A 20,528-nucleotide genomic window follows, 5' to 3' on the forward strand; every position below is an offset into this window, starting at 1 on the left:
GTACGCATTTCGGATCGTCCGAGCGTCGTCGGGTCCGGATACCGCTGGCGCGTGCCGGGCGGGCGCGGGTACACCTGGGTGGTGATCCTCATCCAGCGGGTCCGCGTCCGGTGGACCGCCGACGCCCGCGGTGCGCCCGCGGCGAACGCCCGTCGCGGGCTCGCGCGGGCGATGCCGCTGCCCCGGGCGCTGCCGGAGGGCGAGGTGGTCCTGGTCCTCCACGACGTGCTCGCCGACCAGGCGGCCGGCTACCGACACCGGGACGGGGTACGCGCCGGGGACGTCGCGCTGGCCCGCGAGGCCGGGCTCTGGCTCGGGCGTGACCAGGCGTCGATCGTCGTCGACCGGCTGCCCGGGTCGGCGGCCTTTCCGCGCCCGTCGGCGTCGGCGCGGCTGTTCACGCTCGCCCCGGGGCAGGTCGGCCGCTACCGGGCGAACTTCCGGTTCACCGGCTGCGGGTGCGATCCGAGCTGGTACTACGAGGAGTGGCTGGTGCACGTCGGACACGGCGCGGTGGCATCCTTCGGGCAGCCGGACCGCGACGTCGACCACCGCGTACACCTGTACGGGGGAGCGTCCCGGGGTGACCGTCATGGTTGACGCGGACGACGTCCGTCGGGTGGCGTTGTCGCTGCCCCACGTGGTCGAGATCGACAGTGACGGCTTCGACTTCCGGGTCGCCGGCAAGGGGTTCGTCTGGTCCTATCCCGAGCGTACGCCCGGGAAGCCGCGGCGCATCCGCACCGACATCGCCGTGCTGTACGTGGGCGACGAGGCGGAGAAGCAGGCGCTGCTTCTCGGCGAGCCCGACCTCTTCTTCACCACGCCCGCGTACGACGGGTCACCCCTGGTCATGCTGCGGCTGGCGCACGTCGGCGTCGAGCGCCTGACGGAACTGGTCACCGACGCGTGGCGGATGCGTGCCCCCGACTCGCTCACCGGTGAACCCGACGAGGGCGCCGGCGCGTGATCCCGCACGCTATCCGTCGAGGATCTGCTCCCGGAGGATGTCCGCGTGCCCGCAGTGCTGGGCGAGCTCGCGCAGGACGTGGAGATACACCCAGCGCAGCGGAAGCGGGCCTCGCCGGTGGCCGGTGAGGATGTCGTCCATACCTCGCGTGGAGGTCGCCCGGCGTGACACGTCGCGGGCGTCGCGGTAGGCCTGCCGGATGCCCGCGATCGTGTCGCCGGCGTCGAGGAGAAAGGAGTCCTCCGACCGTTCGGGGATGCCGATCTCGGCACGCGACCGGCCTGTGACGGCCTCGTCGAACCAGACCTTCTCGACGAAGGTCGCGTGCTTCACCAGACCCAGCAGTGTGGTCCGGGATGCCACCAATGATCGGCGCGCCTGCTCCTCGGTCAGTCCGTCCAGGCAGCGGTCGAGCGCGTCGCGGTGCTCGTCGAGAAACGCCTCGAGCTGGGCCTGGGCCGGCTGCGCGACGACTTCGGCGGAGAAGGTGGGCGGGAAGGACGGCATGGAGGAAGCATTCCAGATCGGCGCCCGCCACCCGGCGGACGAACGGCGATCGGTGTCGGGGGTGCCCGCACGGCCGACAGGTCCGCGTCAGGTGCCTGGTTGAAAGGTGATTGACACACTCGCGCCAGATGGGGAATGGTTGCCGTCGACCCCGCGATGCGCGTGGGCACTCTGCATGAAGGAATGACGCCTGTGATCCGGGTAGGCCGAGCGGCCGCCTGAGTGTCGAGCGCACGACGGATGACCGTCGTGCGGCTGCGGCACGGTGGAGCGGCCCGACGTTTCCTCCGCCCATCGCAGCTCTTCTCATGCATCGAGGTTCACCTTGAACACGGATGTCCGCATCCAGCAGTCTGTCGTCGCCAACCTGTCCCACCGGCCCGCGCCCGTCGAGGTGGGGCCGTTCGTGATCGGGTTGGACCCGACAACGACCAGCCCGCACATCAACTACGCCGCGCCGCGCCCCGGGACCACCGCCACCGAGGCCGACGTCACCGCCCTCGTCGCGGCGTTCCGCGCCGCCGGTCGCAGACCCCGCCTGGAGTACGTCACCAGGTGCGCCCCCGGACTGGAGGCGCTGCTGACCGCCGTCGGCTTCGCCGTGGAAGCCCGGCACACCTATCTGCTCTGTGTGCCCGGCACCCTGGCGGCAGCACCGACTCCGGCCCGCCTCGACCTGCGGGAACCGGACACCGATCCGCAGCGCGCCGCGTTGATCAGCGCCCAGAACGAAGCGTTCGGCGGCGAGCCGGCTGCCTCCGACGCCGACGTGGCTCGCCTGCGGCGCCAGCAGGACGCCGGGGGCGTGGCCGTCATGGCCGTCACCGGGGACGGCACCTGCGCGGGAGGTGGCGGGGCGGCCCAGCCCGTCGACGCGGTCAGTGAGGTGGCCGGCATCGCCGTGCGCCCGCCCTACCGCCGTCGGGGACTGGCGTCCGCGATCACCGCGGACATCACCCGGCGACTGTTCACCACCGGCGCGGAGGTCGCCTGGCTGGAGGCCTCCGGCGAGGACTCGTGGCGGGTCTATGAGCGCGTCGGCTACCGGCCCGCCGGCGAACGGCTCTACATCGCCATGAGGTGAGCCCTGACGAGGAGCCCGGGCTGCGGGTGCGCGGCCACCGCACCTTGATGCGGCCAGAGGAGCGCATGGCGTCTCAGGTGGGTCGCTGACGAACCGCGCCGTGGAGGGCATGGTGAGCATGCCCTCCACGGCGCGGTGCAACTCGTTGAACCGGAGCGACCGTACTCGCCGACCGGAACCGGCATCGGCAGCCGAGGCGGTGTGCGCCTCGCCGGGTACGCCGGCACGGGGATGCACGCGCGCCGCGCCGACGCTACGGCTGGAAGTAGTCGGACATCATGCCGCTGACCCACTCCGGCTGCCGGACGTCGGCGGGAACGAACTCCTTCAGCACCGGCTTCAGGTCGATGACCGGCGTGCCGGACACCGCGTCGAGGCCCACCACCGTCAGCTCACGGCTGTCGACCGACTCGATGCGGCAGCACGTCACGCCGATGCGGTTCGGCCGGCGGGGGCCACGGCCGGCGAAGACGCCCATCGGCGGCAGGTCGGCCCGGCCCCGGTAGGGACGGGGCTCGCGGTGGTCGCCGTCGTCCGGGAGCCGGTCGAAGACGAACACGACCTCCACGTGGGAGAACTCCTCCAGGCCCTGCAGGCACGCCTCGCCGAAGCGTTCGTCGACGACGATCGTGCTGCGGACGGCACCCCAGTTGTCGCTGTGCTGGATGTCCGTCCGATCGTTGCGGACGGTGCCGATCGGAGTGATCTCGAAGGCGCTCATGACCGGAGACTAGTTCCGCGTCGACCGGCCCGAGGGCCCGCTGCGCCGTCAGCAGGTCACGGGGCACACGCGGTCGACCGCCGCCGCTAGGCTCATGATCATGGACATCCTCCGATACGCCGCGTTCACCGCCGACCCCGCCGGCGGCAACCCGGCCGGTGTCGTCCTGGACGCCACCGGGGCGGACGACGCGGAGATGCAGCAGGTGGCGGCCGAGGTCGGCTACTCCGAGACGGCGTTCCTCGCGCCCGCCGGGGACGGGCAGTTCACGGTGCGCTACTTCAGCCCGAAGGCGGAGGTGCCGTTCTGCGGCCACGCGACCATCGCTTCGGCGGTCGCCTACGCCGAGCGGCACGGCCCCGGTGTGCTGCACCTGGACACGCGCGCCGGGCTGGTCGCGGTCGCCACGAGCGTGCAGGCGGACGGCATCACCACGGCCACGCTGACCAGCGTCGCGCCGCGCAGCGTACCCCTGGCCGTGGACGACCTCGCGGCGCTGCTCGCCGCGCTGCGCTGGTCGCCGGGCGATCTCGACCCGGCGCTGCCGCCGCGTGTCGCGTACGCCGGGGCCTGGCATCCGATCGTGGCCGCCGCGACCCGGCAGCGCCTGGCGGACCTGGACTACGACATGGCGGCGCTGAGCGCGCTGATGGCCGAGCGGGACTGGACGACCATCGACCTGGTGCACCGGGAGTCCGAGCTGGTGTTCCACGCGCGCAACCCGTTCCCGCCCGGCGGCGTGGTCGAGGACGCCGCGACCGGCGCGGCGGCCGCCGCGTTCGGCGGCTACCTGCGCGAGCTGGGCCTGGTGCGACCGCCCGCGACGGTCACCGTGCGGCAGGGCGAGGACATGGGCCGCCCGAGCCTGCTCACCGTTGGCATCCCCGCCGATCCCGGCGCCGGGATCGCGGTGACCGGCACCGCCGTGCCCATCCCGCCCACCGGGGAGGCAGCCTGGTGAGGCCGGACCACTACGACGGTTTCGCCGGGCGGTACGCGGCGGAGAACGAGTCCAGCCTGTTCAACGCCTACTACGAGCGGCCCGCGATGCTGGAACTCGCCGGGGACGTGCGGGGCCGGCGGATCCTCGACGCCGGCTGCGGCGCCGGGCCGCTGTCCGAGGCGCTCGCCGCGCGCGGGGCCGTCGTGACCGGCTTCGACGCCAGCCCGGCGAGGTGGCGCGTTTCCGGACGCCGACTACTTCGCCGTCGCGAGCTGGTCCGAGGAGTACGACTTCGACGGGCAGCGGGCGACGCTCACCTACTGGCACCGGCCGTTGCAGGCGATGACGACGGCGTTCACCGACGCCGGTTTCCGCCTCTCGGTGCTCAGCGAACCGCCGTTCTCGCCCGACACACCGCGCGAGCTGCTGCCTCCGGAACTCGACGGCCGTACTGCTTTCCTCTGCTTCATCTTCTTCGTCCTCGAAGCGCGGTGAATCCACCGGCGGCATAACGTCGGATCCGGGGCGGCTCGTTCGTCGTACGGGTGAGAGGCGGCCGGACCGGGCCGCCCGGACAAGGGAGTCATGGCATGCCGCGGTACCTGATCTCGTTCAACGACGGCGCGATGGACCACATCCCCGCCGAGGAGCTGCCCGAGGTGGGCAGGGACGCGCACGCGGTCATCCAGGAGGCCGTGAACGCTGGTGTGTTCGTGTACGGCACCGGGCTCGAACGCCAGCAGGCGAGCATCGTGGGTACCGACGGGGTGGTCACCGACGGGCCGTACCCGGAGACCAAGGAGGTCATCGGCGGGTTCGTGGTCCTCGACGCGGCCTCACGCGACGAGGCGCTGAAGTGGGCCGCCAAGATCGCGGTTTCGTGCCGTTGCGCCCAGGAGGTCCGGGAGATCATGCCCGACCCCGAGACCGAGGCGATGCTCCGCGCGGCGGGCCGCTGACAGGCGCGAAGTCGACGCGATCACGGGTGGGCGGGGCACCCGGACGGAGGTCACGCCCACCGTGATCGCCGGCCTCGTGCGGAGACACCCCTGCGGCCGCATGCTCATGCCTGTCCGGCGGCCTGAGCGATGGCGAGGGTGTGCTGATATTCGCGCCAGTGGGCCAGCTTGCCGTCCCGGGTCCGCAACACCCCGATGAACGGCGCGGAGGCGGTCACCCCGGTCACCGTGTGCGTGCCGACGAGTTCGTATTCGACCACGATCACCTCGGGATCTGCGGTCTCGTGCACGACCACGCCGCGGCACTCCTCGAACCGCACCGGGAACGACGCCCGGCCCGCTCGCGTGTACGCGAGAACAGGTTGCTTCCCCTCGGTGCGCGTCGGGTGGCCGGGCGCGGCGAAGGGCGTCTCGATCACCACGTCGTCGGTCAGCGAATCTGACTCGAAGGTGGGCAGGTTCGCCAGCCACCGGGCGCACATGCTCTCGAAGATCTGCTGCGGTGTCACGCCGGCCTCCGCGATAATGAGTCGTGACTCGACTTGTGCCACACAGAATAATGAGTGGAGGCTCACTTTGGTAGAGGGGCCGCCCCTGCGCGCCGACGCGCAACGCAACCGGGCACGCATCCTGGACGCCGCCGAGGCGGTCTTCGCCGAGTTCGGCGCACGTGCCTCCACCGAGGAGGTGGCCCGCCGGGCCGGCGTCGCCATCGGCACGGTCTTCCGTCACTTCCCCACCAAGGAGGACCTGCTCGCCGCGCTCATGAAGCGACTGCTCGCGCAGCTCGCCGAGGAGGCTGGACGGCGCGACCTCTTCGGGTTCTTCCGACACACGGTGGCGCAGGCCGCCGCGAAGAAGACGGCAGTCGAACTGCTCGCCGGATCCGGGGTGGACATCCGGCTTCCGGACGCGGTAGGTCACCTGGAGGAGGCGATGGGCAGGCTGCTGGAACAGGCCCAAGCCGCCGGCACCGTCGCCGACTCGGTACGGCTGCCCGAGGTGATGGCGCTGCTCGCCTCCATGTGCCAGGGCGCACTGCACGGTGGATGGGACGAGCATCTGCAAGCCCGGACGCTGGCGGTCGTCTTCGCCGGATTCGAGCGCGGCTGACGGTCCGGCGCCGATCACGCCGCGATAACCGGTTGTCCGGCCCCGGCGAGCACTGTTAGCTTGCCGGTGGCCGTGCCGGAGGACGAGGGAGGTGGTACCCGTGACCGCAGTATCGACATGGGTGCTCCCCTCGGGGGTCACGGCCGGGCGATAGGTCGTCCGGGAGCGCCGTCGCACTCCCGAAAGGCACGACCATGCGCTTCATCTCCGAACAGCGCCTCGCCGACGGCGTCCGCGAACGCGAGTTCACCCTCGGCGGCATCCCCGGCATCCTGTGGACGCCCGCGCCCGCGTCCGAGCCGGTCCCGCTGATCCTGCTCGGCCACCCCGGCGGGCTGCGCCGGATGTATCCCCGCCTGGTGGCCCGGGCGCAGGGCTGCGTCGAGCAGGGCTTCGCCGCCGCGACCATCGAACTGCCCGGCAGCGGCGACCGGCCCGCGTCCGCCGCCGCCGAGCAGGCCCGCGCCGACCTGCGCCGGGCACTCGCGGCCGGTGAGCCGGTCGCCGACGAGGTGGTCGACCGGCTCGTCCTGCCGCTGGTGGAGAAGGCGGTCCCGGAGTGTCGGGCCGCGCTGGACGCGCTCCTCGCGCTGCCCGAGGTCGGCGGCCCGGCCGGGTACGCCGGTGGGGTGATCTCGATCGGCGTACGGCTGGCGGTGGTCGAGCCGCGCATCGTGGCCGCGCTCCTGTTCGCCGGGAGTTTCGTGCCGCGCGCCATCGTCGCCGAAGCCCGGCGGGTCACCATTCCGCTGCACGTCCTGCTGCAGTGGGACGACGAGGGCAACGACCGGCAGATGGCCCTGGACCTGTTCGACGCCTTGGGCTCGGCGGAGAAGACGCTGCACGCCAACATGGGCGGGCACACCGGCGTCCCGTGGTTCGAGGGAGAGGCCGCGAACCGGTTCTTCGCCCGGCACCTGAAGGCTGGCCCACCGGCGGCGGCCTCGGCGGATCCGGGGGAGCGGACGCCGTCCGGCCAATAGGGTGATCGCATGGCGCCCGTGACCGGACTGGACCACGTCGTCATCGCCGCGTCCGACTGGCGGACCGCCACCGACTTCTATCGCGACGTCGTCGGCGCCGAGGTGATCGGCGCCGGCGGCGACCGCGTCGCCTTCCGGATCGGCCCCAATCAGTTGAGCGTGCACGGGCCGGGCCTCGACCTCGGCGGCAACGTCGCCCGCGTCCCGGTCCGCCCGGGCAACAGCGACATCTGCCTCGTCTGGGCGGGGCCGATCGAGGAGGCGGTGGCGCACCTGCGGCGGCACGACGTCGAGGTGGAAACCGGACCGGTCCGGCGGGTCGGCGCCGGTGGCGCCGGGACCAGCGTCTACTTCCGCGACCCGGACGGAAGCCTGCTGGAGTTCATCTCCTACCAGGAGGCGCCGTGACGGTGTCCGGTCAGAGCGGTGACACCACCAACTCGACGTGGCGGGCCTCCGTCGCGTCGTCCACGGCGAACTGCAACAGCCAGCGGCCCGGCGCCAACTCGATCTCGTCGTTGTCGTCGGCGTCGCCGACGTAAAGCCGTCCGGAGGGGACGTCCAGGGCCGCCTCGTACGGATGCCCCGTGACGCGCTGCGACGTCGCCCGGATGTCGAGGGTGACATCTGCCTTTCCCTCGTCCGCCACGGCGGCGGAGGCGACCAGGACCGCGACGTGGTGCGTCGTGGCGAGCACCGGCGCGTCAGCGGCGTGGAAGTCGATGTCGAAATCGGCCTCGCAGTGAGCGTCGCTGAGGTAGACGGCACCCCAGTGGTAGGTGCGGACCCGGCGTACAGGTGGATTCACGCGGACCCGCCCACCGGCGACGCCCAGGTGGGACGCCGGATCAGGCAGAACGGGTGACCGGCCGGATCGGCGTACACGTGGTCGCCCTGCAGCCGCCGCGCGCCCAGTGCGAGCACCGCCGCGCCCGCCGCGTCCTGGTCGTCGACCATCACGTCGAGGTGCATCTGCTGCGGCACTTCCGGCTCCGGCCACGTCGGCGGCGTCAGCTCGGGGGCGCGCTGGAACGCCAGCCCGGACGCCGCCGTACTGGCCGACACCACGGCGAAGTCGTCGTCCGCGTACGTGACCGGGTCGCCGAGGACCGCGCTCCAGAAGCGTGCCTCGGTCATCGGATCCGGGCAGTCGACGATCAGGTGGTGGAGCCGCCCGAGCGGCATCGCGATCACCTCGTCAGCTCAGCCGCAGGTCGTGCTCGTCGAGGGCGGCCTCGATGACGTCCAGCGCCTTCGGCCCCATGCCGTGCAAGCGGGCCAGCTCCGCTCGCGGCACCCCGGCGAGCTGGCGCAGCGTGGTGTAGCCGGCGGCGGTCAGCGCCCGCGTCGCCGGCGCGCCGATCTTCGGCAGACTGTCCAGGGACGACGTCATCGCCCGATGCTAGACCGCCGGCGCCGAGCCCGATGCCCCGGCGAGCGCCCGGCCGCCCCGGACGCGAACTCGTCCCCCTTCATGTGGCCCTCAGGGCGGACTCGGGGAGAAGGCCCGATGGGCATATCGGGGCGTTTCCGTATAGGACTCGGGTGGGACGCCGCTGAAGAATCGACGAACATCCACACACCGGGAGGCGCCGTGTTCCGACGTACCGTGGCCGTCGCTCTGGCCGCGCTCACCGTCCTGGCGGGACTGCCCGGCGCGGCGCGCGCCGATGGTCCGCCGCAGCGGCTCGTCTGGGGCGAGTGCGCCGACGATCTGCCGAACGTCCCGCCGGATGAGCGCGTGCGATGCGCCCGGCTCCGCGTGCCGGTGGACTGGAACCGGCCGAACGGCCCGACGTTCGAACTCGCTGTGGCACGCCGGCTCGCGCGAGCGCCGGAGCGGCGGGTGGGCATGCTGGTCTTCGGGCCGGGAGGCCCCGGCGACTCGGGGGTGGAACGCATCCGTAAGGGCGACCGGTTCAGCGGCGAGTTGCTGGATCGGTTCGACCTGGTCAGCTTCGACCCGCGCTCCGTGGCCCGCACGGCCGCGCCCGTCTGCACGCCGGATCCGGCGCTACGCAAGCCGCCCGTCCCGCTGACCGGTCAGGCCGACTTCGACGCCGCGGTGGCGTACAACCAGGCCCTGTGGGGCAGGTGCCGCCCGACCAGCCCGGTGTTCGACCACGCCGACACGCTCAGCACCGTCCGTGACCTCGACGCGTTACGGCGGGCGCTGGGGGAGCGGCGGCTGTCCTTCCACGGCAGCTCGTACGGCACATTGCTGGGCCAGCAGTACGCCGAGCGGTATCCCGGCCGCGTGCGGGCGGTCGTGCTGGAGGGCGTGTTCGACCACAGCCTCGACGTGCGGTCCTTCGTGCGGACGCAGGCCGCCACGTTGCAGGACTCGTTCGACGAGTTCGTCTCCTGGTGCGACAGGTCGGCGGACTGTGCGCTCCACGAAAGGGACGTGCGGTCGGTGTGGGCGCGGGTGCTGGCCCGCGCGGACCGTGGCGAGTACACCCCTCGTACCGCCTTCGACGTCACCGCCGTGGCACTCGGCCTGCTCGCCGGCCCTCGCTGGCCGCAACTCGCGGTGATCGTGCGGGACATGGACGCCGGCGCGCCGCCACCGGAGGTGAATCTCCCGCTCTCGGTCGCGGCGTTCTGCGCGGACTGGCCGGCCCGGGTGCGCGACTACACCGACTACGCCGGCCTGGTCCGGGACGCCGTGGCCGTCGCCCCGGACGTCCGGTACGGCGCCGGTCTGCTGGCCGTGCAGATCTGCCTGGGCTGGCCGTCCCCGGTCCGCAACCCGCCGCACGCGCTGAATGTGCACACCCGCACGCCGCTGCTGCTGCTCAACGCCCGGCACGATCCCCGCACCGGCTACGCCTGGGCGGTGAACGTCGCCCGGCAACTCGGCCGGCATGGACGTCTGGTCACCTACGAGGGCTGGGGCCACGGCACCTACCAGCGCAACGACTGCACGGAAGCGGTGGTGGACAGGTACCTCGTCGACCTGACGTTGCCCGCCCCCGGCGCGCGATGCCCGGCGGGCTGACCCGGCGCGCTGCTAGCCGGCCCGGCCCGGCGCCCCGGCGAGCGTAGGGTCGGCCGGCCGCCGGTGCGGCAGCGCCGCCAGGCCCAGCGCGAGCAGCAGCAGGACCGCGCCGAGCAGGAACGGCAGCGACATGGTGGGCTGGCCGAGCCACTCCCACGGCACGTGCCAGCGGGGATGCGGCTCGTCCAGGTGGTGCGTGAGCATCAGTGGCGCGCTCAGCAGGATCGGCGCGGCCCAGAACACCATCGCGACGCCGTACAGGACCTTCGCCGGCCCCTGCACCAGCGGGCGTCGTCCCTCGGTGCGCCGGCTGGCCCAGCCGAACAGCACCCAGCCGCCGACAGTGCCCAGTGCGAAGGCGAGCAGACCTGCGGGGTGGGCGGCGCCGGGGGTGGCGCGGCTGAGGGTGAGGCTCATCGAGCCCTCGGCGTTGAGTTGCACAGCGAGGATGTGGTCGCCGCGTTCGGCGTACACGGTGGCGTCGGAGTGGACGGGCTCGCTGTGCTCCCACCCGGCGGCGTCCAGGCGCTGCCGCAGCTCGGTGAGGCCGGCGGCCGGCGTCTGGTCGAACGACGCGGTCAGCTCGGCCAGCGCGTACTCGCCGCCGTCGCCGAGCAGCAGCTCGGACACGAGATCCTGGTCCAGCGGGTGGCCGTAGATGAGGAACACGGCGGACGGGTCGTCCTGGTCGATGTGGCTGACCTGCCGGTCCGGGTAGAGCTGGCCGACCACGGCGGCGAGGTCCCGGTGGTCGAGCGGACGGGAGCCGAGCCAGGCGAGCCAGGTGCCGAACGACGCGGCGAACAAACCGCAGGCCACCGCGAAGACCGACGCCCAGGCCACCACGGAACGGCTCGCCGGCCGTCCCAGCCGGGCACGCAGACCATGGCGTACGAGATTCGCCGCCACCCGGGTACGGCGGTGTGCCGGGCCGACGTCCCGTACCGTCTCCAGGATCTCGGCCCCGCGCGCGCGGCGGTAGTCACGGGGGTAGGCCAGCAGCAGCCAGCGGTGCATGGGTTCTCCCTACGGGGCCGCGACGGTGGGGGTCAGGCGGGGCGGGGCCGCAGGGCGCGCAGCCGGGTCTCGGCGGCGGACGCGAGCTGCCGCAGCCGCTCGGTCTGGCGTGCCAGCTCGGCCTGGCCGTCGGCGCGCAGCCGGTAGTAGCGGCGCAGCCTGCCGTCGACCACCTCTTCGTGACTGAGTTCGACGAGGCCCTGCGCGGCGAGCCGGTCCAGGGCGGCGTAGAGGGTGCCCGGCAGCAGGTTGACGCGACCGCCGGACAGGCCGGCGACCTCCTGGATGATCCCGTAGCCGTGGCGCGGCTCGTCGGCCAGCGCGGTCAGGATCAGGAAGGTCGCCTCGCGCATCTCACTCACCGAGGCAACATATATAGCCGATCAATACATCGTCAATGGCTGCCGAGCAGTCCGCGTTCCGTCATGAAGGCGCGCAGCGTCCCGGCGTCCTCGGCGGACATCAGCCACCGGGGAATCACCGTGGCCGGCATGCGTCCCACGTACACGATCCAGAAGTCCGGGGTCTCGGTGACCCGCTCGACGCCGTCCCAGGCGATGCCGCCGGACTCCGGACCGCTGCGCATCATGATGTTGCGGTCGTCGATGTCGTAGCCGCCCTCGACGGCGTAGCCGCCGGAGCGGCGCCGGGCCCGCCACCGCACCCACGGCGCGTAGAGCATCGACAGCACGCCGGCCACGATGAACGCGGTCCACAGCGAAGCGAACCGGCCACCTCGGTCCGACGCCTGGGAGGCGACCCAGCCGATCACCCCGATCGCGGCGAGGACCGCGCCGATGTAGCCGAACCGGCGCAGCCGGGCGGCGGCGAGCGCGGCGGCCACGCGGGCCGGATAGGCAGGGTCGGCCGGTACGGCGAAACGGATCTGCATCGGCACCGAGGACCACCCACCGGACTCGTGTTCTGGACGGCGGGAGCGCTGCCCCGCGAGGACGTGCGGCTCCACGTTACCGGTGACCGGCGGGGGCGCGGTTCTCCGCACCCCGGCGGCTCGGGCCGGCCCGCTGAGGTCGGCGGTCGCAGCGCCACCTGGGCTCCTGAGGTCTCAGATCCGGCGCAGCACGAACGTCACGAAGCCCAGCATGTTCCGGTACCCGCGCAGCCACTGGTCACGGTGCTCGCGGGCGGCCGTCAGCGCCCCGGCGGCGTCCGGGTGACCGGGGTTGTCCAGCGCCCACTCGGTGAGCGAGCCGGTCCACGACCACTCGTAGTCGTCCCACTCGGCGGTGTCGCTGACGTGCGCGTACACCGGGGCCCAGCCCGCCTGCTCGGCGGCGTCGACCAGGCCGGCGAGGTCGGCGTGGTCGTCCGGTTTCGCGCCCAGCGCCGCCAGCGCCCCCGGCGTCGGCGGCACCTGCCAGAACCCCTCGCCGACCATCAGGATGCCGTCGGCCTTCACGTGCCGGCCGGCCAGCCTCAGCGTCTCGCTGAAGCCGCCGAGCGCGTGCGTCGACCCGACGCACAGCACCAGGTCGTAGTCGCCGTCCGGCACGTACGCGCGGGCGTCGCGCTCGTGCAGGGTGAGCCGTTCGGCGAGGCCGCGTTCGGCGGCGGCGTCCGCTGCGCGTTCGAGCGCGTACGGGCTGAGGTCCACGCCGTCGGCGTGCCCGTCCGGGTAGTGCGCGAGGGCCTGCAACGCCCAGGCGGCCTCACCGCAGCCGAGGTCGAGGATCCGGGCCTCCGGCCGCCGGCCCGCCCGGCGCAGCAGCCGGTTGAGGCTGAGGCCCGAGATCGGGGCCGCGATCGGGTGGTGCGAGTGCGCGATGCTGCTCAGGCGTTGACGGTCCATCGCCGCAGTCAACACGAGGACGGCGGGCCCGCGCACGCGGGTGGCCGCGCCGGTCAGTGCCGCCAGACGATCGTGGCGTCGTCGGCGCCGACGCCCTCGCGCGCCTCGGCCTCGCGGACCCGGCGGATGACGTCGGCGGGGCCGTCGGTCTCCAGCAGGCGCAGCAGCCCTGCCCAGTCGGAGAGCCCGAACGTGTCCACGAGCCGGCTCGCGCCGTTGCTGAGCAGCGCCGCCACGGTCACGTCGTCCGCCGGGCTGCTGCCGGCGACCGCCTCGTCCACCACCCGCGGGTCGTCCTTCGCGACCCAGAACCCACCCGGGCTGTTCCGCCTTGCCCGCAGCTCCATGAACAGCCGCCGGTACTCGTCGCTGTCCTCGGGCACGTCCTTCAGCCGCTCCTCGAAGGACCGGGCGATCACCACCTCGCGCGGATCGTGGGCGACGACGGGCTCACCCGCCGCCCGGCCGACGACCGCCACCGCGTCGCCGAGGACCAGGTGCTCGACGGTCCCGCCGGAGAACCGGAGCATCGCCACGGCCGCGAACGGGCTGATCGGATGGGTGACGTCGCATGTGTCGCGGTGCGCGTCGGTGACCCACTCGATGCCCTCGGCCAGCACGTCGCGCAGGCTGCGCTCCTGGTCCAGCGCGCCGAGGAGGGCACCACCGAGCCGGGTCGCGTACCAGGCGACGCCGTGGCGGCAGACCTTCTCCACGCCGGAGATGCCGCCGGCGCCGTCGACCAGGACCATGCCGCACGGCACGGCGCCGGCGAAGTCCTCGTTGCTGCGCCCCGGATGTCCCGCGTCGGTGGCCATCGTTACCCGCATCGGCCCATCATGCCGTCATCGACAGGTACGCGACGCCCCTCACGACTTGATCTGAAGCGTGGTTGAGGTCCTAGCGTCGTGCTCACCCGACCACTGCCGGAGGTAGATCACCATGACGACGCCGCACCTGTCCGACGCCGAACTCGCGGGCCAGCCGGCCGCCTACTGGACGGGCGTCGCGTACGAGTCGCTGATCGCCTTCACCCGGGCCCAGCAGGCCGTGCACGGCTTCACCCAGCCACAGTTCTGGCTCCTGCGCAACCTGTCCACGAACGACCTTCTACCAGGCGGTGGCGGGCTGACCGTCCCCGAGCTGCGGCAGGCGATGCGCTCCTACCTGCGCGCCGAGGACGATCTGGACTCCGAGGCGGAGGTGTTGCTGGAGCGCGGCTGGCTGACCCGCGACGCGGACGGCAGGCTGCGGATCACCGAGGCGGGGGAGGACGCCCGGCTCCGCCTCAAGCAGCACGCGCCGGGGATCCGGGCCCGCATCCACGAGGGCGTGGACGACGCCGACTACGTCACCACCCTCAAGGTGCTCCGGCAGATGATCCGGAACACCGGCGGCACCGTGTAGCGCACGGACCCGCCTCAGGACGCCCGAAGCCGCCGGATCGCCAGGCGGGCTCCCTGATGGAGCAGCACGCCGGCGCCGCAGTTCGCGACGGCGAGCACGGCCGCGCCGAGCAGCCCGACGTCGGCGTCCATCACATCGGTCGCGACCAGTAGGACCGGCCAGCCCAGCGCGGCGGCGACGAGCGACGACCGCCACCAGCGCCCGAGGAGAACCCCGAACAGGATCAGCACCGGGATCATCGCGGGCGACCTCCTGCCGTCGGCTCGTTCGAGCGTACGCCCAGGTCGCCCCCGCCGGTCGTCGTGGCTGCCGGAATCGGCCGTACGGGCGCGGCCGGGCCGCCAGGATGAGGTGATGCGCGCCAGTCAGAAGATCCGCCACCGGCACGCCGACGTCGACGGGCTGGAGGTGTTCCTCCGCGAGGCCGGACGCCCCGGCGACCCGGCGGTGCTGCTGCTGCACGGATTCCCCAGCTCGTCGCACACGTTCCGCGAGGTCATGCCCGCGCTCGCCGAGGTCGCGTACGTGCTCGCGCCCGACCTGCCCGGCTTCGGCATGTCGTCGTCGCCCACTGTGGCCCGGTACGACTACACGTTCGAGAACCTGTCGTGGACCGTCGAGCGCCTGCTCGGCATGCTCGGCGTCGAACGCTTCTTCGTCTACCTGCACGACTTCGGCGCGCCGGTCGGGTATCACCTGGCCCTGCGGGCTCCGGAACGGATCCGCGGCCTGATCGTGCAGAACGGCAACGCGCACGCCGACGGGCTCGGCGCGCAGTGGGACACCGCGCGGGCGTACTGGGCCGACCCGGGCGAGGCCACCCGCGCCGCGCTGCCGGACTGGCTGACCTTCGCCGGCACCCGGGACCAGTACCTCGCCGGGCTGCCCGAACACGTACGGCCGTTGCAGGCGCCCGAGGCGTGGCACCTGGACTGGGAGCGGATGACCCGGCCCGGCAACGTCGAGGCGCAGTTCGCGCTCTTCACCGACTACGCGAACCATGTCGCCCGGTTCGGGGAGATCGCCGAGTACCACAGCGCCCACCAGCCGCCGGCGCTCGTGCTGTGGGGCCGGCACGACGCGTACTTCGACGTGGAGGAGGTGCTCGCCTACCACCGGGTGCTGAACCGGATGGACGCACACATCCTCGACGGCGGCCACCTGCTGCTGGAGACGCACGCGGCCGAGTGCGCCGCGCTCATGCACGCGTTCGTCCGGGACCACTCGTGAGCCGGGTCACGGCGTGGCCGGCGGCTTCGCCTTCTGCGGGTAGAACGTCTCGTGGCGGGCCAGCATGGCGACGAACTCGCCGATCTTGCGCGTGCGGGTCTCCGCGCGTTTGACCGCGTTGAGCCGGTGGATGAGCGCGAACCTGTTGGCGCTGGTGAGGACGTCGAGCATGGCCTGGGCGGCGGGCTCGGCGGCGACGGCGGCGAGCAGGTCGGCCGGCACCTCGGCCTCCGACGGTGGCGCGTAGGCCGCCGCCCACCGGCCGTCCGCCTTCGCGGCCTCCACCGCGGCCCGGCCCGCCGGTGTCATCCGCCCCTGCTCCTCCAGCCGGGCCACGTTGGCGACGTTGCGTTGAGACCAGGCACTGCGTGCCCGTCGCGGGGTGAGCCGGATCCAGGAGCTCTCGTGGTCGCGCTTGCGGGCCTGCCCGTCGATCCAGCCGAAGCACAACGCCTCGTCGACCGCCTGCTGCCAGGTCAGCGTGGTGAGCGTGCCGCCCTTGCGGGTCAGGGCGAGCCAGACGCCGGGCGACGTGTCGTGGTGGGCGGACAGCCACACGCGCAGCGCGTCCGCGTCGGCCACGATCAGGTCGTCCAGCTCGGCGGTTCCCATGACCGGCAGACTATGCCGGGGGTACGACATCGGCGCCCGCCCGCCGCTCGTGCGACTTCCGGGCCGCCAGCAGCTCGTCCAGGTGCTCCTCGCTCCACGACCGGGCGGCCGCGACCAGCGTCAGCAGGCTGCGGCCCAGCGGCGTCAGCGCGTACTCCACGCGCGGCGGGTTCTCGTCGTAGGCGGTACGCGTGACCAGCCCGTCGCGTTCCATCGCCCGCAACGTCTCGGCCAGCACCTTCGGCGTGATCGTGCGCAGCGGCGCGCGCAGCTCGGTGAACCGGCGCGGCCCGTGCTCCAGGCACAGCACCACCATCGCGGTCCACTTGTCGCCGATCCGCAGCGGCATCACCCGCGACGGACACGCGGGATGGAACATGTCCGGATCGAGCGGCGTCACCGCCCGAGCGTAACGCCGGTACCGTTGCGGTAACCGGCACCCGGCGCTCTAGCGTCGCGCCATGACCAGCATCGCCGTCTTCGGCGCGGGCGGCCGGGCCGGCCGCGCGATCACCGCCGAGGCCCACCGCCGTGGCCACCGCGTCACCGCCGTCGTCCGCGATCCGGCCCGCCATCGCGACCTCACCTCCGCGGTACGCGGCGATGTCACCGACCCGGAGACGGTCACCTCGATCGGGTACGGGCACGACGCCGTCGTCCACGCGGTCAGCCCGGCGTCCGGGCCGGACGCGCTCGCCGCCATCGGCCTCGATCCGGAGTTCTTCGTCCGGGCGGCCGACGCGCTGCTGCACGGACTGACCCGCGCAGGCGTGCCCCGGCTCGTGGCGATCGGCCTGTTCGCCACGCTCACCGACGCGCACGGCCGGCCCCTCCACGACGACCCGGCCGTCCTGTCCGCCGAGCTGCGGCATTTCGCGCTCAGCCACGCCGCCGGCCTGGACCGGCTCCGCGCGGCGGACACCACAGTCGACTGGCTCGTGCTCACCCCGCCCGCAGCGCTGAACGTGGACGGTCCCCGCACCGGCCGGTACCGCCTCGGCGGCGAGCGCGCCCCGGCGTCGGCGCACCTGTCGTACGCCGATCTGGCGGTCGCGGTGGTCGACGAGATCGAGTCGCCGCGCCACCACCGCACCCGGGTCTCGGTCTTCGCCGACGCCCCGGGCTAGCCGCCCGCCGCGTTGTGCCGCTGCACCAGGCCCGGCAGCTCGTCCAGGGAGCCGATGCGGAACAGGCACCGGTCGGCCACGTCCGGCATGTCGATGATGTGGCCCCACGGTCCGCGCCGGATCAGGCACGCCGACATGCCGGCGGCCATCGCCGGGGCGGCGTCGTTGTCCGGCCGGTCACCGACGTACAGGATGGTGGACACGTCGCCGCCGCTCTCCTGGACGACCCGGGCGAAGAACTCCGGCGCCGGTTTCGCCACGCCCCAGGCCGCCGACGTGCCGATCACGTCCACCGACAGGTCCAGCGCCCGCAGCGTCGCCTCGGCGTGCTCCGGCTGGTTGCCGGCCAGACCGACGCGCAGACCCTGGTCCTTCAGGGCGGTCAGGCACGCTCGCGCGTCCGGGTAGAGGTCCTGCTCGCCGAACGACTCCGGGTCACCGGCCGCGACCCGGCGGGCCAGTTCGGCGGTGAGGTCGAAGTCCGGCCGGAACGCCCGGAACACCTCCTCGTAGTCCAGGCCCCGGGCGATCACCGCGCCGAAGACCGCGGAGAACGTGTGCCGGGGTACGCCCAGCCAGTCCGCCCAGGTCGCGAACTCGCGGGTCTCGTCGAGGATCGTTCCGCCCACGTCGAAGAAGACCGCCTGGATCATCAGCGGATCGTACTGTCGTTGATCCGTCTGTGGGGGGCGACCGGGTGGCGCAGACTGCCCGCATGAATTCCGCCTTCCTTCCCGAACCACCGCAGAGCCCGGCGGCGAAAGCCGCGTACGAGGACGACCTCTCCTCCGACGGCTACGTCAACAACCTCACCCGCGTCTGGTGCTGGCGTCCCGACGTGCTGATGTCGTTCCAGAACACGCGCACCGAGCTGCTGTCGGAGTCCACGTTGTCCGCGCGGGAGGTGGCGGTGCTGGTCGCCGCCACCGCCGCGGCCCGGGGGGACTCGTACTGCGCGCTGGCCTGGGGCGCGCGGCTGGCCGGGATGAGCGACGAGACAACCGCCGCCGGGGTGCTGCGTGGCGCCGAGGCGGACCTGTCCGAGCGGGAGACGGCGCTGGCCGACTGGTCCCGCCGGGTCGTGACGGACCCGAACGCCACCACCGAGGCCGACACGCAACGCCTGCGCGACGCCGGCCTGAACGATCGCGAGATCTTCGAGGCCACCACGCTGATCGCGTTCCGGCTGGCCTTCTCCACTGTGAACGACGCGCTCGGCGCGCGCCCGGACGCGCAACTGGCGGAGAAGGCCCCGAAGCTGGTCCGGGAGGCGGTGACTTTCGGCCGCCCGGCCTGAGCGAGCGGGCCCCGACCCCGGGCCGCGCCTCGACCGGGCGGCCACGGGGCAGCGGTCCGGCACGCGAGCGGAGATCATCATCTGGTGACCGACACCGCCGCGTACACGTTGGCCGTTCCGCCGTTGTTCGCCGCCCTGGCTCCGGCACGCGACGTCCTGATCGCCGGCGCCGGTGGCGGCTTCGACGTCTACGCCGGCCTGCCGCTGGCGCTGGCGCTGTGGCAGGCCGGCAAGCGGGTGCACCTGGCCTGCCTCTCCTTCTCGGAGCTGGAACTGCTCGACCGGCAGGTGTGGGTGCACGAGCACGTCGCGGCGATCCGGCCGGACACCCTCAGCCCGGACTGGTACTTCCCGGAGGGGCACCTGGCCCGCTGGCTGGCGGGCCGGGACCTGCCGTCGACCGTGTACGCCTTCCCGCCGCTGGGCGTGCAGCCGCTGCGCGAGGCGTACCGGCACCTGGTCGACCGGCTCGACGTCGACGCGATAGTGCTCGTCGACGGCGGCACCGACATCCTGTTGCGCGGCGACGAGAGCGGCCTGGGCACCCCGGTGGAGGACATCACCAGCCTGGCCGCCGTGGCCGGGCTGGACGTGCCGGTCCGGTTGGTGAGCAGCCTCGGTTTCGGCATCGACGCGCACGACGGCGTCAACCACGTCGAGGTGCTGGAGAACCTGGCCGCGCTCGACCGGGAGGGCGGCTACCTCGGCGCGCTGTCCATTCCGGGCTCCAGCCGTGAGGCGATGCTCTACCGTGAGGCGGTCGCGCAGGCCCAGGTCGCCACCCCGCACCGGCCGAGCATCGTCCAGGGGCAGATCGCCGCCGCCACCGGCGGCGCGTGCGGAGACGTACGGTTCAGCCGGCGCACCGGCCACGGCGACCTGTTCGTCAACCCCCTCATGGCGATCTACTTCTCCGTGGACCTGCCCCGGCTCGCCGCCCGCTGCCTCTACCTCGACCGGATCGAGAACACGATCGGGCGGCGTCAGGTCATCACCCGCATCGAGGCGTTCCGCGACGAGCTGCGGGCCACCCGGGTCCCCCGGGCGTATCCGCACTGACGGCCACGGCATGTCGTACCCGTGTGGGAGGGTCCGGGCATGACGACGTTCGTGCTCATCCACGGTGGCGGGGGCAGCACGTGGGACTGGCATCTGCTGGTTCCCGAGCTGGCCGCGCGGGGTCACGACGCGGTGGTGCCGGAGCTGCCGATCGGGGACCGGTCGGCGGGGTTCACCGACTTCCGCCAGGCGGTGATCGACGCTGTCGGCGATCGCGACGACCTCGTGGTGGTCGGGCACTCGTACGGCGCGTTCACCGCGCCGCTGGTCGCCGACCGGCTGCCGGTGCGGCTGCTGGTCCTGCTCACCCCGATGATCCCGCGGCCCGGTGAGAAGCCGGGGGACTGGTGGGGCAACACCGGCTACCGCGAGCCGGAGGGGCTCAGCGAGGAGCAGCAGTTCTACAACGGCGTGCCGGCCGAGATCGTCGCCGAGGCGCCGTCGCACGGCCGGGAGCAGGTCAGCGCGGAGTGGGACGAGCCGTGGCCGCCGGCCGCCTGGCCGGACGTGCCGACGGCGGTGCTGATCGGCCGCGACGACCGGTTCTTCCCCGCCGACTTCCAACGCCGGGTGGCCGCCGACCGGCTCGGCGTGGTGCCGGACGAGATCGACGGTGGCCACGCGGTGGCGCTCAGCCGTCCGGGTCCGCTCGCCGACCGGCTGACCGCCTATCTGTCGGCCTGACCCT

31 protein-coding genes are annotated in these 20,528 nt (G+C 72.9%); 16 read left to right on the plus strand and 15 right to left on the minus strand.

Going from position 1 to position 20,528, the window contains the following annotated elements; translation table 11 throughout:
• Nucleotides 1-51 precede the first annotated feature (51 nt).
• Together FHU28_RS17195 and FHU28_RS17200 are read left to right on the plus strand one after the other, a co-directional pair.
• Nucleotides 52-600: a hypothetical protein gene (locus FHU28_RS17195; RefSeq protein ID WP_260413042.1), complete on the plus strand. Its 549-nt coding sequence runs from the start codon at nucleotides 52-54 to the stop codon at nucleotides 598-600.
• Nucleotides 593-970, plus strand: a complete 378-nt coding sequence (locus FHU28_RS17200; RefSeq protein WP_184685433.1) for an MmcQ/YjbR family DNA-binding protein — start codon at nucleotides 593-595, stop codon at nucleotides 968-970. Before FHU28_RS17195 ends, FHU28_RS17200 begins: the two co-directional genes overlap by 8 nt.
• 9 nt (nucleotides 971-979) lie before the next feature.
• Here the strand turns inward: FHU28_RS17200 and FHU28_RS17205 are convergent, their stop codons facing one another.
• Entirely contained in the window at nucleotides 980-1,477 is a 498-nt protein-coding gene (locus FHU28_RS17205) for a DinB family protein (RefSeq protein ID WP_184685435.1), read from the minus strand.
• Between the two features lie 325 nt (nucleotides 1,478-1,802).
• Here FHU28_RS17205 and FHU28_RS17210 point away from each other — a divergent pair, with 325 nt between their 5' ends.
• The gene (locus tag FHU28_RS17210) at nucleotides 1,803-2,561 is read left to right on the plus strand and encodes a GNAT family N-acetyltransferase (protein WP_184685437.1); all 759 of its coding nucleotides are present in this window, start codon (nucleotides 1,803-1,805) and stop codon (nucleotides 2,559-2,561) included.
• Nucleotides 2,562-2,814: 253 nt separating this feature from the next.
• On the opposite strand, the gene FHU28_RS17215 is transcribed toward FHU28_RS17210, so the two are convergent.
• Complete coding sequence (locus FHU28_RS17215; protein WP_184685439.1) at nucleotides 2,815-3,282, minus strand: SAM-dependent methyltransferase; 468 nt, start codon at nucleotides 3,280-3,282, stop codon at nucleotides 2,815-2,817.
• Nucleotides 3,283-3,382: 100 nt separating this feature from the next.
• Between FHU28_RS17215 and FHU28_RS17220 the strand changes: the two genes are divergently transcribed.
• From FHU28_RS17220 to FHU28_RS17230, 3 genes are all read left to right on the plus strand, one after another.
• Complete coding sequence (locus FHU28_RS17220; RefSeq protein ID WP_184685441.1) at nucleotides 3,383-4,243, plus strand: PhzF family phenazine biosynthesis protein; 861 nt, start codon at nucleotides 3,383-3,385, stop codon at nucleotides 4,241-4,243.
• A gap of 324 nt (nucleotides 4,244-4,567) precedes the next feature.
• Complete coding sequence (locus tag FHU28_RS32720) at nucleotides 4,568-4,720, plus strand: hypothetical protein (protein ID WP_260413043.1); 153 nt, start codon at nucleotides 4,568-4,570, stop codon at nucleotides 4,718-4,720.
• A 95-nt stretch (nucleotides 4,721-4,815) separates the two neighbouring features.
• Entirely contained in the window at nucleotides 4,816-5,184 is a 369-nt protein-coding gene (locus FHU28_RS17230; RefSeq protein ID WP_184685443.1) for a YciI family protein, read from the plus strand.
• A gap of 104 nt (nucleotides 5,185-5,288) precedes the next feature.
• Here the strand turns inward: FHU28_RS17230 and FHU28_RS17235 are convergent, their stop codons facing one another.
• A complete protein-coding gene (locus FHU28_RS17235) occupies nucleotides 5,289-5,693 on the minus strand; it encodes a nuclear transport factor 2 family protein (protein WP_184685446.1) in 405 nt (134 codons plus the stop codon).
• A 67-nt stretch (nucleotides 5,694-5,760) separates the two neighbouring features.
• Here FHU28_RS17235 and FHU28_RS17240 point away from each other — a divergent pair, with 67 nt between their 5' ends.
• The 3 genes from FHU28_RS17240 to FHU28_RS17250 all read left to right on the plus strand — a co-directional run bounded on the left by FHU28_RS17240 (nucleotide 5,761) and on the right by FHU28_RS17250 (nucleotide 7,688).
• Nucleotides 5,761-6,297, plus strand: coding sequence for a TetR/AcrR family transcriptional regulator (locus FHU28_RS17240; RefSeq protein ID WP_260413045.1), 537 nt, complete (start codon nucleotides 5,761-5,763; stop codon nucleotides 6,295-6,297).
• Between the two features lie 194 nt (nucleotides 6,298-6,491).
• Nucleotides 6,492-7,280 (plus strand): alpha/beta hydrolase, encoded by a 789-nt coding sequence (locus FHU28_RS17245; protein WP_184685449.1) that lies wholly within the window; start codon nucleotides 6,492-6,494, stop codon nucleotides 7,278-7,280.
• 9 nt (nucleotides 7,281-7,289) lie between these two features.
• Complete coding sequence (locus FHU28_RS17250) at nucleotides 7,290-7,688, plus strand: VOC family protein (protein ID WP_184685458.1); 399 nt, start codon at nucleotides 7,290-7,292, stop codon at nucleotides 7,686-7,688.
• A gap of 10 nt (nucleotides 7,689-7,698) precedes the next feature.
• Here the strand turns inward: FHU28_RS17250 and FHU28_RS17255 are convergent, their stop codons facing one another.
• The 3 genes from FHU28_RS17255 to FHU28_RS17265 are packed head-to-tail and all read right to left on the minus strand — an operon-like array spanning nucleotide 7,699 to nucleotide 8,673.
• On the minus strand, nucleotides 7,699-8,088 hold the full coding sequence (locus FHU28_RS17255) for a hypothetical protein (protein WP_184685461.1): 390 nt from the start codon (nucleotides 8,086-8,088) through the stop codon (nucleotides 7,699-7,701).
• Nucleotides 8,085-8,465, minus strand: coding sequence for a VOC family protein (locus FHU28_RS17260; RefSeq protein ID WP_184685463.1), 381 nt, complete (start codon nucleotides 8,463-8,465; stop codon nucleotides 8,085-8,087). Before FHU28_RS17260 ends, FHU28_RS17255 begins: the two co-directional genes overlap by 4 nt.
• Nucleotides 8,466-8,478: 13 nt before the next feature.
• Nucleotides 8,479-8,673, minus strand: coding sequence for a helix-hairpin-helix domain-containing protein (locus FHU28_RS17265; RefSeq protein ID WP_184685465.1), 195 nt, complete (start codon nucleotides 8,671-8,673; stop codon nucleotides 8,479-8,481).
• 201 nt (nucleotides 8,674-8,874) lie between these two features.
• Between FHU28_RS17265 and FHU28_RS17270 the strand changes: the two genes are divergently transcribed.
• Entirely contained in the window at nucleotides 8,875-10,281 is a 1,407-nt protein-coding gene (locus tag FHU28_RS17270) for an alpha/beta hydrolase (RefSeq protein WP_184685467.1), read from the plus strand.
• A 12-nt stretch (nucleotides 10,282-10,293) separates the two neighbouring features.
• Here FHU28_RS17270 and FHU28_RS17275 read toward each other — a convergent pair whose 3' ends face one another.
• The 5 genes from FHU28_RS17275 to FHU28_RS17295 all read right to left on the minus strand — a co-directional run bounded on the left by FHU28_RS17275 (nucleotide 10,294) and on the right by FHU28_RS17295 (nucleotide 13,938).
• Nucleotides 10,294-11,298, minus strand: a complete 1,005-nt coding sequence (locus FHU28_RS17275) for a hypothetical protein (RefSeq protein ID WP_184685469.1) — start codon at nucleotides 11,296-11,298, stop codon at nucleotides 10,294-10,296.
• 32 nt (nucleotides 11,299-11,330) lie between these two features.
• The gene (locus FHU28_RS17280) at nucleotides 11,331-11,651 is read right to left on the minus strand and encodes a PadR family transcriptional regulator (RefSeq protein WP_184689646.1); all 321 of its coding nucleotides are present in this window, start codon (nucleotides 11,649-11,651) and stop codon (nucleotides 11,331-11,333) included.
• Nucleotides 11,652-11,692: 41 nt separating this feature from the next.
• Entirely contained in the window at nucleotides 11,693-12,190 is a 498-nt protein-coding gene (locus FHU28_RS17285) for a YcxB family protein (protein WP_184689648.1), read from the minus strand.
• Nucleotides 12,191-12,364: 174 nt separating this feature from the next.
• Nucleotides 12,365-13,108 carry an SAM-dependent methyltransferase gene (locus tag FHU28_RS17290; RefSeq protein ID WP_184685471.1) on the minus strand — a complete coding sequence of 248 codons (744 nt, stop codon included), beginning with the start codon at nucleotides 13,106-13,108 and terminating at the stop codon, nucleotides 12,365-12,367.
• 53 nt (nucleotides 13,109-13,161) lie between these two features.
• Complete coding sequence (locus tag FHU28_RS17295; protein WP_260413047.1) at nucleotides 13,162-13,938, minus strand: hypothetical protein; 777 nt, start codon at nucleotides 13,936-13,938, stop codon at nucleotides 13,162-13,164.
• 112 nt (nucleotides 13,939-14,050) lie between these two features.
• Between FHU28_RS17295 and FHU28_RS17300 the strand changes: the two genes are divergently transcribed.
• The gene (locus FHU28_RS17300) at nucleotides 14,051-14,515 is read left to right on the plus strand and encodes a MarR family winged helix-turn-helix transcriptional regulator (protein WP_184685473.1); all 465 of its coding nucleotides are present in this window, start codon (nucleotides 14,051-14,053) and stop codon (nucleotides 14,513-14,515) included.
• 14 nt (nucleotides 14,516-14,529) lie between these two features.
• Here FHU28_RS17300 and FHU28_RS17305 read toward each other — a convergent pair whose 3' ends face one another.
• The gene (locus FHU28_RS17305) at nucleotides 14,530-14,754 is read right to left on the minus strand and encodes a hypothetical protein (RefSeq protein WP_184685475.1); all 225 of its coding nucleotides are present in this window, start codon (nucleotides 14,752-14,754) and stop codon (nucleotides 14,530-14,532) included.
• A 115-nt stretch (nucleotides 14,755-14,869) separates the two neighbouring features.
• On the opposite strand from FHU28_RS17305, the gene FHU28_RS17310 reads away from it, so the two are divergent.
• Nucleotides 14,870-15,745, plus strand: a complete 876-nt coding sequence (locus FHU28_RS17310) for an alpha/beta fold hydrolase (RefSeq protein WP_184685476.1) — start codon at nucleotides 14,870-14,872, stop codon at nucleotides 15,743-15,745.
• Nucleotides 15,746-15,751: 6 nt separating this feature from the next.
• On the opposite strand, the gene FHU28_RS17315 is transcribed toward FHU28_RS17310, so the two are convergent.
• Nucleotides 15,752-16,357, minus strand: a complete 606-nt coding sequence (locus FHU28_RS17315) for a YdeI/OmpD-associated family protein (RefSeq protein ID WP_184685478.1) — start codon at nucleotides 16,355-16,357, stop codon at nucleotides 15,752-15,754.
• A gap of 10 nt (nucleotides 16,358-16,367) precedes the next feature.
• Nucleotides 16,368-16,757, minus strand: coding sequence for a winged helix-turn-helix transcriptional regulator (locus FHU28_RS17320; protein ID WP_311773606.1), 390 nt, complete (start codon nucleotides 16,755-16,757; stop codon nucleotides 16,368-16,370).
• Between the two features lie 61 nt (nucleotides 16,758-16,818).
• Between FHU28_RS17320 and FHU28_RS17325 the strand changes: the two genes are divergently transcribed.
• Nucleotides 16,819-17,484, plus strand: coding sequence for an NAD(P)-dependent oxidoreductase (locus FHU28_RS17325; RefSeq protein ID WP_184685480.1), 666 nt, complete (start codon nucleotides 16,819-16,821; stop codon nucleotides 17,482-17,484).
• Here the strand turns inward: FHU28_RS17325 and FHU28_RS17330 are convergent.
• The gene (locus FHU28_RS17330; RefSeq protein ID WP_184685482.1) at nucleotides 17,481-18,137 is read right to left on the minus strand and encodes an HAD family hydrolase; all 657 of its coding nucleotides are present in this window, start codon (nucleotides 18,135-18,137) and stop codon (nucleotides 17,481-17,483) included. The genes FHU28_RS17325 and FHU28_RS17330 overlap by 4 nt on opposite strands.
• Before the next feature lie 62 nt (nucleotides 18,138-18,199).
• Here FHU28_RS17330 and FHU28_RS17335 point away from each other — a divergent pair, with 62 nt between their 5' ends.
• The 3 genes from FHU28_RS17335 to FHU28_RS17345 all read left to right on the plus strand — a co-directional run bounded on the left by FHU28_RS17335 (nucleotide 18,200) and on the right by FHU28_RS17345 (nucleotide 20,524).
• Nucleotides 18,200-18,781, plus strand: coding sequence for a carboxymuconolactone decarboxylase family protein (locus FHU28_RS17335; RefSeq protein ID WP_221453226.1), 582 nt, complete (start codon nucleotides 18,200-18,202; stop codon nucleotides 18,779-18,781).
• An 84-nt stretch (nucleotides 18,782-18,865) separates the two neighbouring features.
• Nucleotides 18,866-19,840, plus strand: coding sequence for a DUF1152 domain-containing protein (locus FHU28_RS17340; RefSeq protein WP_184685486.1), 975 nt, complete (start codon nucleotides 18,866-18,868; stop codon nucleotides 19,838-19,840).
• Between the two features lie 39 nt (nucleotides 19,841-19,879).
• Nucleotides 19,880-20,524 (plus strand): alpha/beta fold hydrolase, encoded by a 645-nt coding sequence (locus FHU28_RS17345; protein WP_184685488.1) that lies wholly within the window; start codon nucleotides 19,880-19,882, stop codon nucleotides 20,522-20,524.
• The last annotated feature ends 4 nt before the right edge of the window (nucleotides 20,525-20,528 follow it).

The organism is Micromonospora echinospora (assembly GCF_014203425.1).
Taxonomy (GTDB): domain Bacteria; phylum Actinomycetota; class Actinomycetes; order Mycobacteriales; family Micromonosporaceae; genus Micromonospora; species Micromonospora echinospora_A.

Coding starts and splice junctions, on each gene's coding strand:
- FHU28_RS17280 (WP_184689646.1), bottom strand. CDS start 11,651: ATGCGCGAGGCGACCTTCCTGATCCTGACCGCGCTGGCCGACGAGCCG.
- FHU28_RS17295 (WP_260413047.1), bottom strand. CDS start 13,938: ATGCGGGTAACGATGGCCACCGACGCGGGACATCCGGGGCGCAGCAAC.
- FHU28_RS17285 (WP_184689648.1), bottom strand. CDS start 12,190: ATGCAGATCCGTTTCGCCGTACCGGCCGACCCTGCCTATCCGGCCCGC.
- FHU28_RS17325 (WP_184685480.1), top strand. CDS start 16,819: ATGACCAGCATCGCCGTCTTCGGCGCGGGCGGCCGGGCCGGCCGCGCG.
- FHU28_RS17250 (WP_184685458.1), top strand. CDS start 7,290: ATGGCGCCCGTGACCGGACTGGACCACGTCGTCATCGCCGCGTCCGAC.
- FHU28_RS17205 (WP_184685435.1), bottom strand. CDS start 1,477: ATGCCGTCCTTCCCGCCCACCTTCTCCGCCGAAGTCGTCGCGCAGCCG.
- FHU28_RS17230 (WP_184685443.1), top strand. CDS start 4,816: ATGCCGCGGTACCTGATCTCGTTCAACGACGGCGCGATGGACCACATC.
- FHU28_RS17200 (WP_184685433.1), top strand. CDS start 593: ATGGTTGACGCGGACGACGTCCGTCGGGTGGCGTTGTCGCTGCCCCAC.
- FHU28_RS17265 (WP_184685465.1), bottom strand. CDS start 8,673: ATGACGTCGTCCCTGGACAGTCTGCCGAAGATCGGCGCGCCGGCGACG.
- FHU28_RS17315 (WP_184685478.1), bottom strand. CDS start 16,357: ATGGGAACCGCCGAGCTGGACGACCTGATCGTGGCCGACGCGGACGCG.
- FHU28_RS32720 (WP_260413043.1), top strand. CDS start 4,568: ATGACGACGGCGTTCACCGACGCCGGTTTCCGCCTCTCGGTGCTCAGC.
- FHU28_RS17335 (WP_221453226.1), top strand. CDS start 18,200: ATGAATTCCGCCTTCCTTCCCGAACCACCGCAGAGCCCGGCGGCGAAA.
- FHU28_RS17245 (WP_184685449.1), top strand. CDS start 6,492: ATGCGCTTCATCTCCGAACAGCGCCTCGCCGACGGCGTCCGCGAACGC.
- FHU28_RS17310 (WP_184685476.1), top strand. CDS start 14,870: ATGCGCGCCAGTCAGAAGATCCGCCACCGGCACGCCGACGTCGACGGG.
- FHU28_RS17305 (WP_184685475.1), bottom strand. CDS start 14,754: ATGATCCCGGTGCTGATCCTGTTCGGGGTTCTCCTCGGGCGCTGGTGG.
- FHU28_RS17345 (WP_184685488.1), top strand. CDS start 19,880: ATGACGACGTTCGTGCTCATCCACGGTGGCGGGGGCAGCACGTGGGAC.
- FHU28_RS17290 (WP_184685471.1), bottom strand. CDS start 13,108: ATGGACCGTCAACGCCTGAGCAGCATCGCGCACTCGCACCACCCGATC.
- FHU28_RS17215 (WP_184685439.1), bottom strand. CDS start 3,282: ATGAGCGCCTTCGAGATCACTCCGATCGGCACCGTCCGCAACGATCGG.
- FHU28_RS17275 (WP_184685469.1), bottom strand. CDS start 11,298: ATGCACCGCTGGCTGCTGCTGGCCTACCCCCGTGACTACCGCCGCGCG.
- FHU28_RS17220 (WP_184685441.1), top strand. CDS start 3,383: ATGGACATCCTCCGATACGCCGCGTTCACCGCCGACCCCGCCGGCGGC.
- FHU28_RS17260 (WP_184685463.1), bottom strand. CDS start 8,465: ATGCCGCTCGGGCGGCTCCACCACCTGATCGTCGACTGCCCGGATCCG.
- FHU28_RS17330 (WP_184685482.1), bottom strand. CDS start 18,137: ATGATCCAGGCGGTCTTCTTCGACGTGGGCGGAACGATCCTCGACGAG.
- FHU28_RS17300 (WP_184685473.1), top strand. CDS start 14,051: ATGACGACGCCGCACCTGTCCGACGCCGAACTCGCGGGCCAGCCGGCC.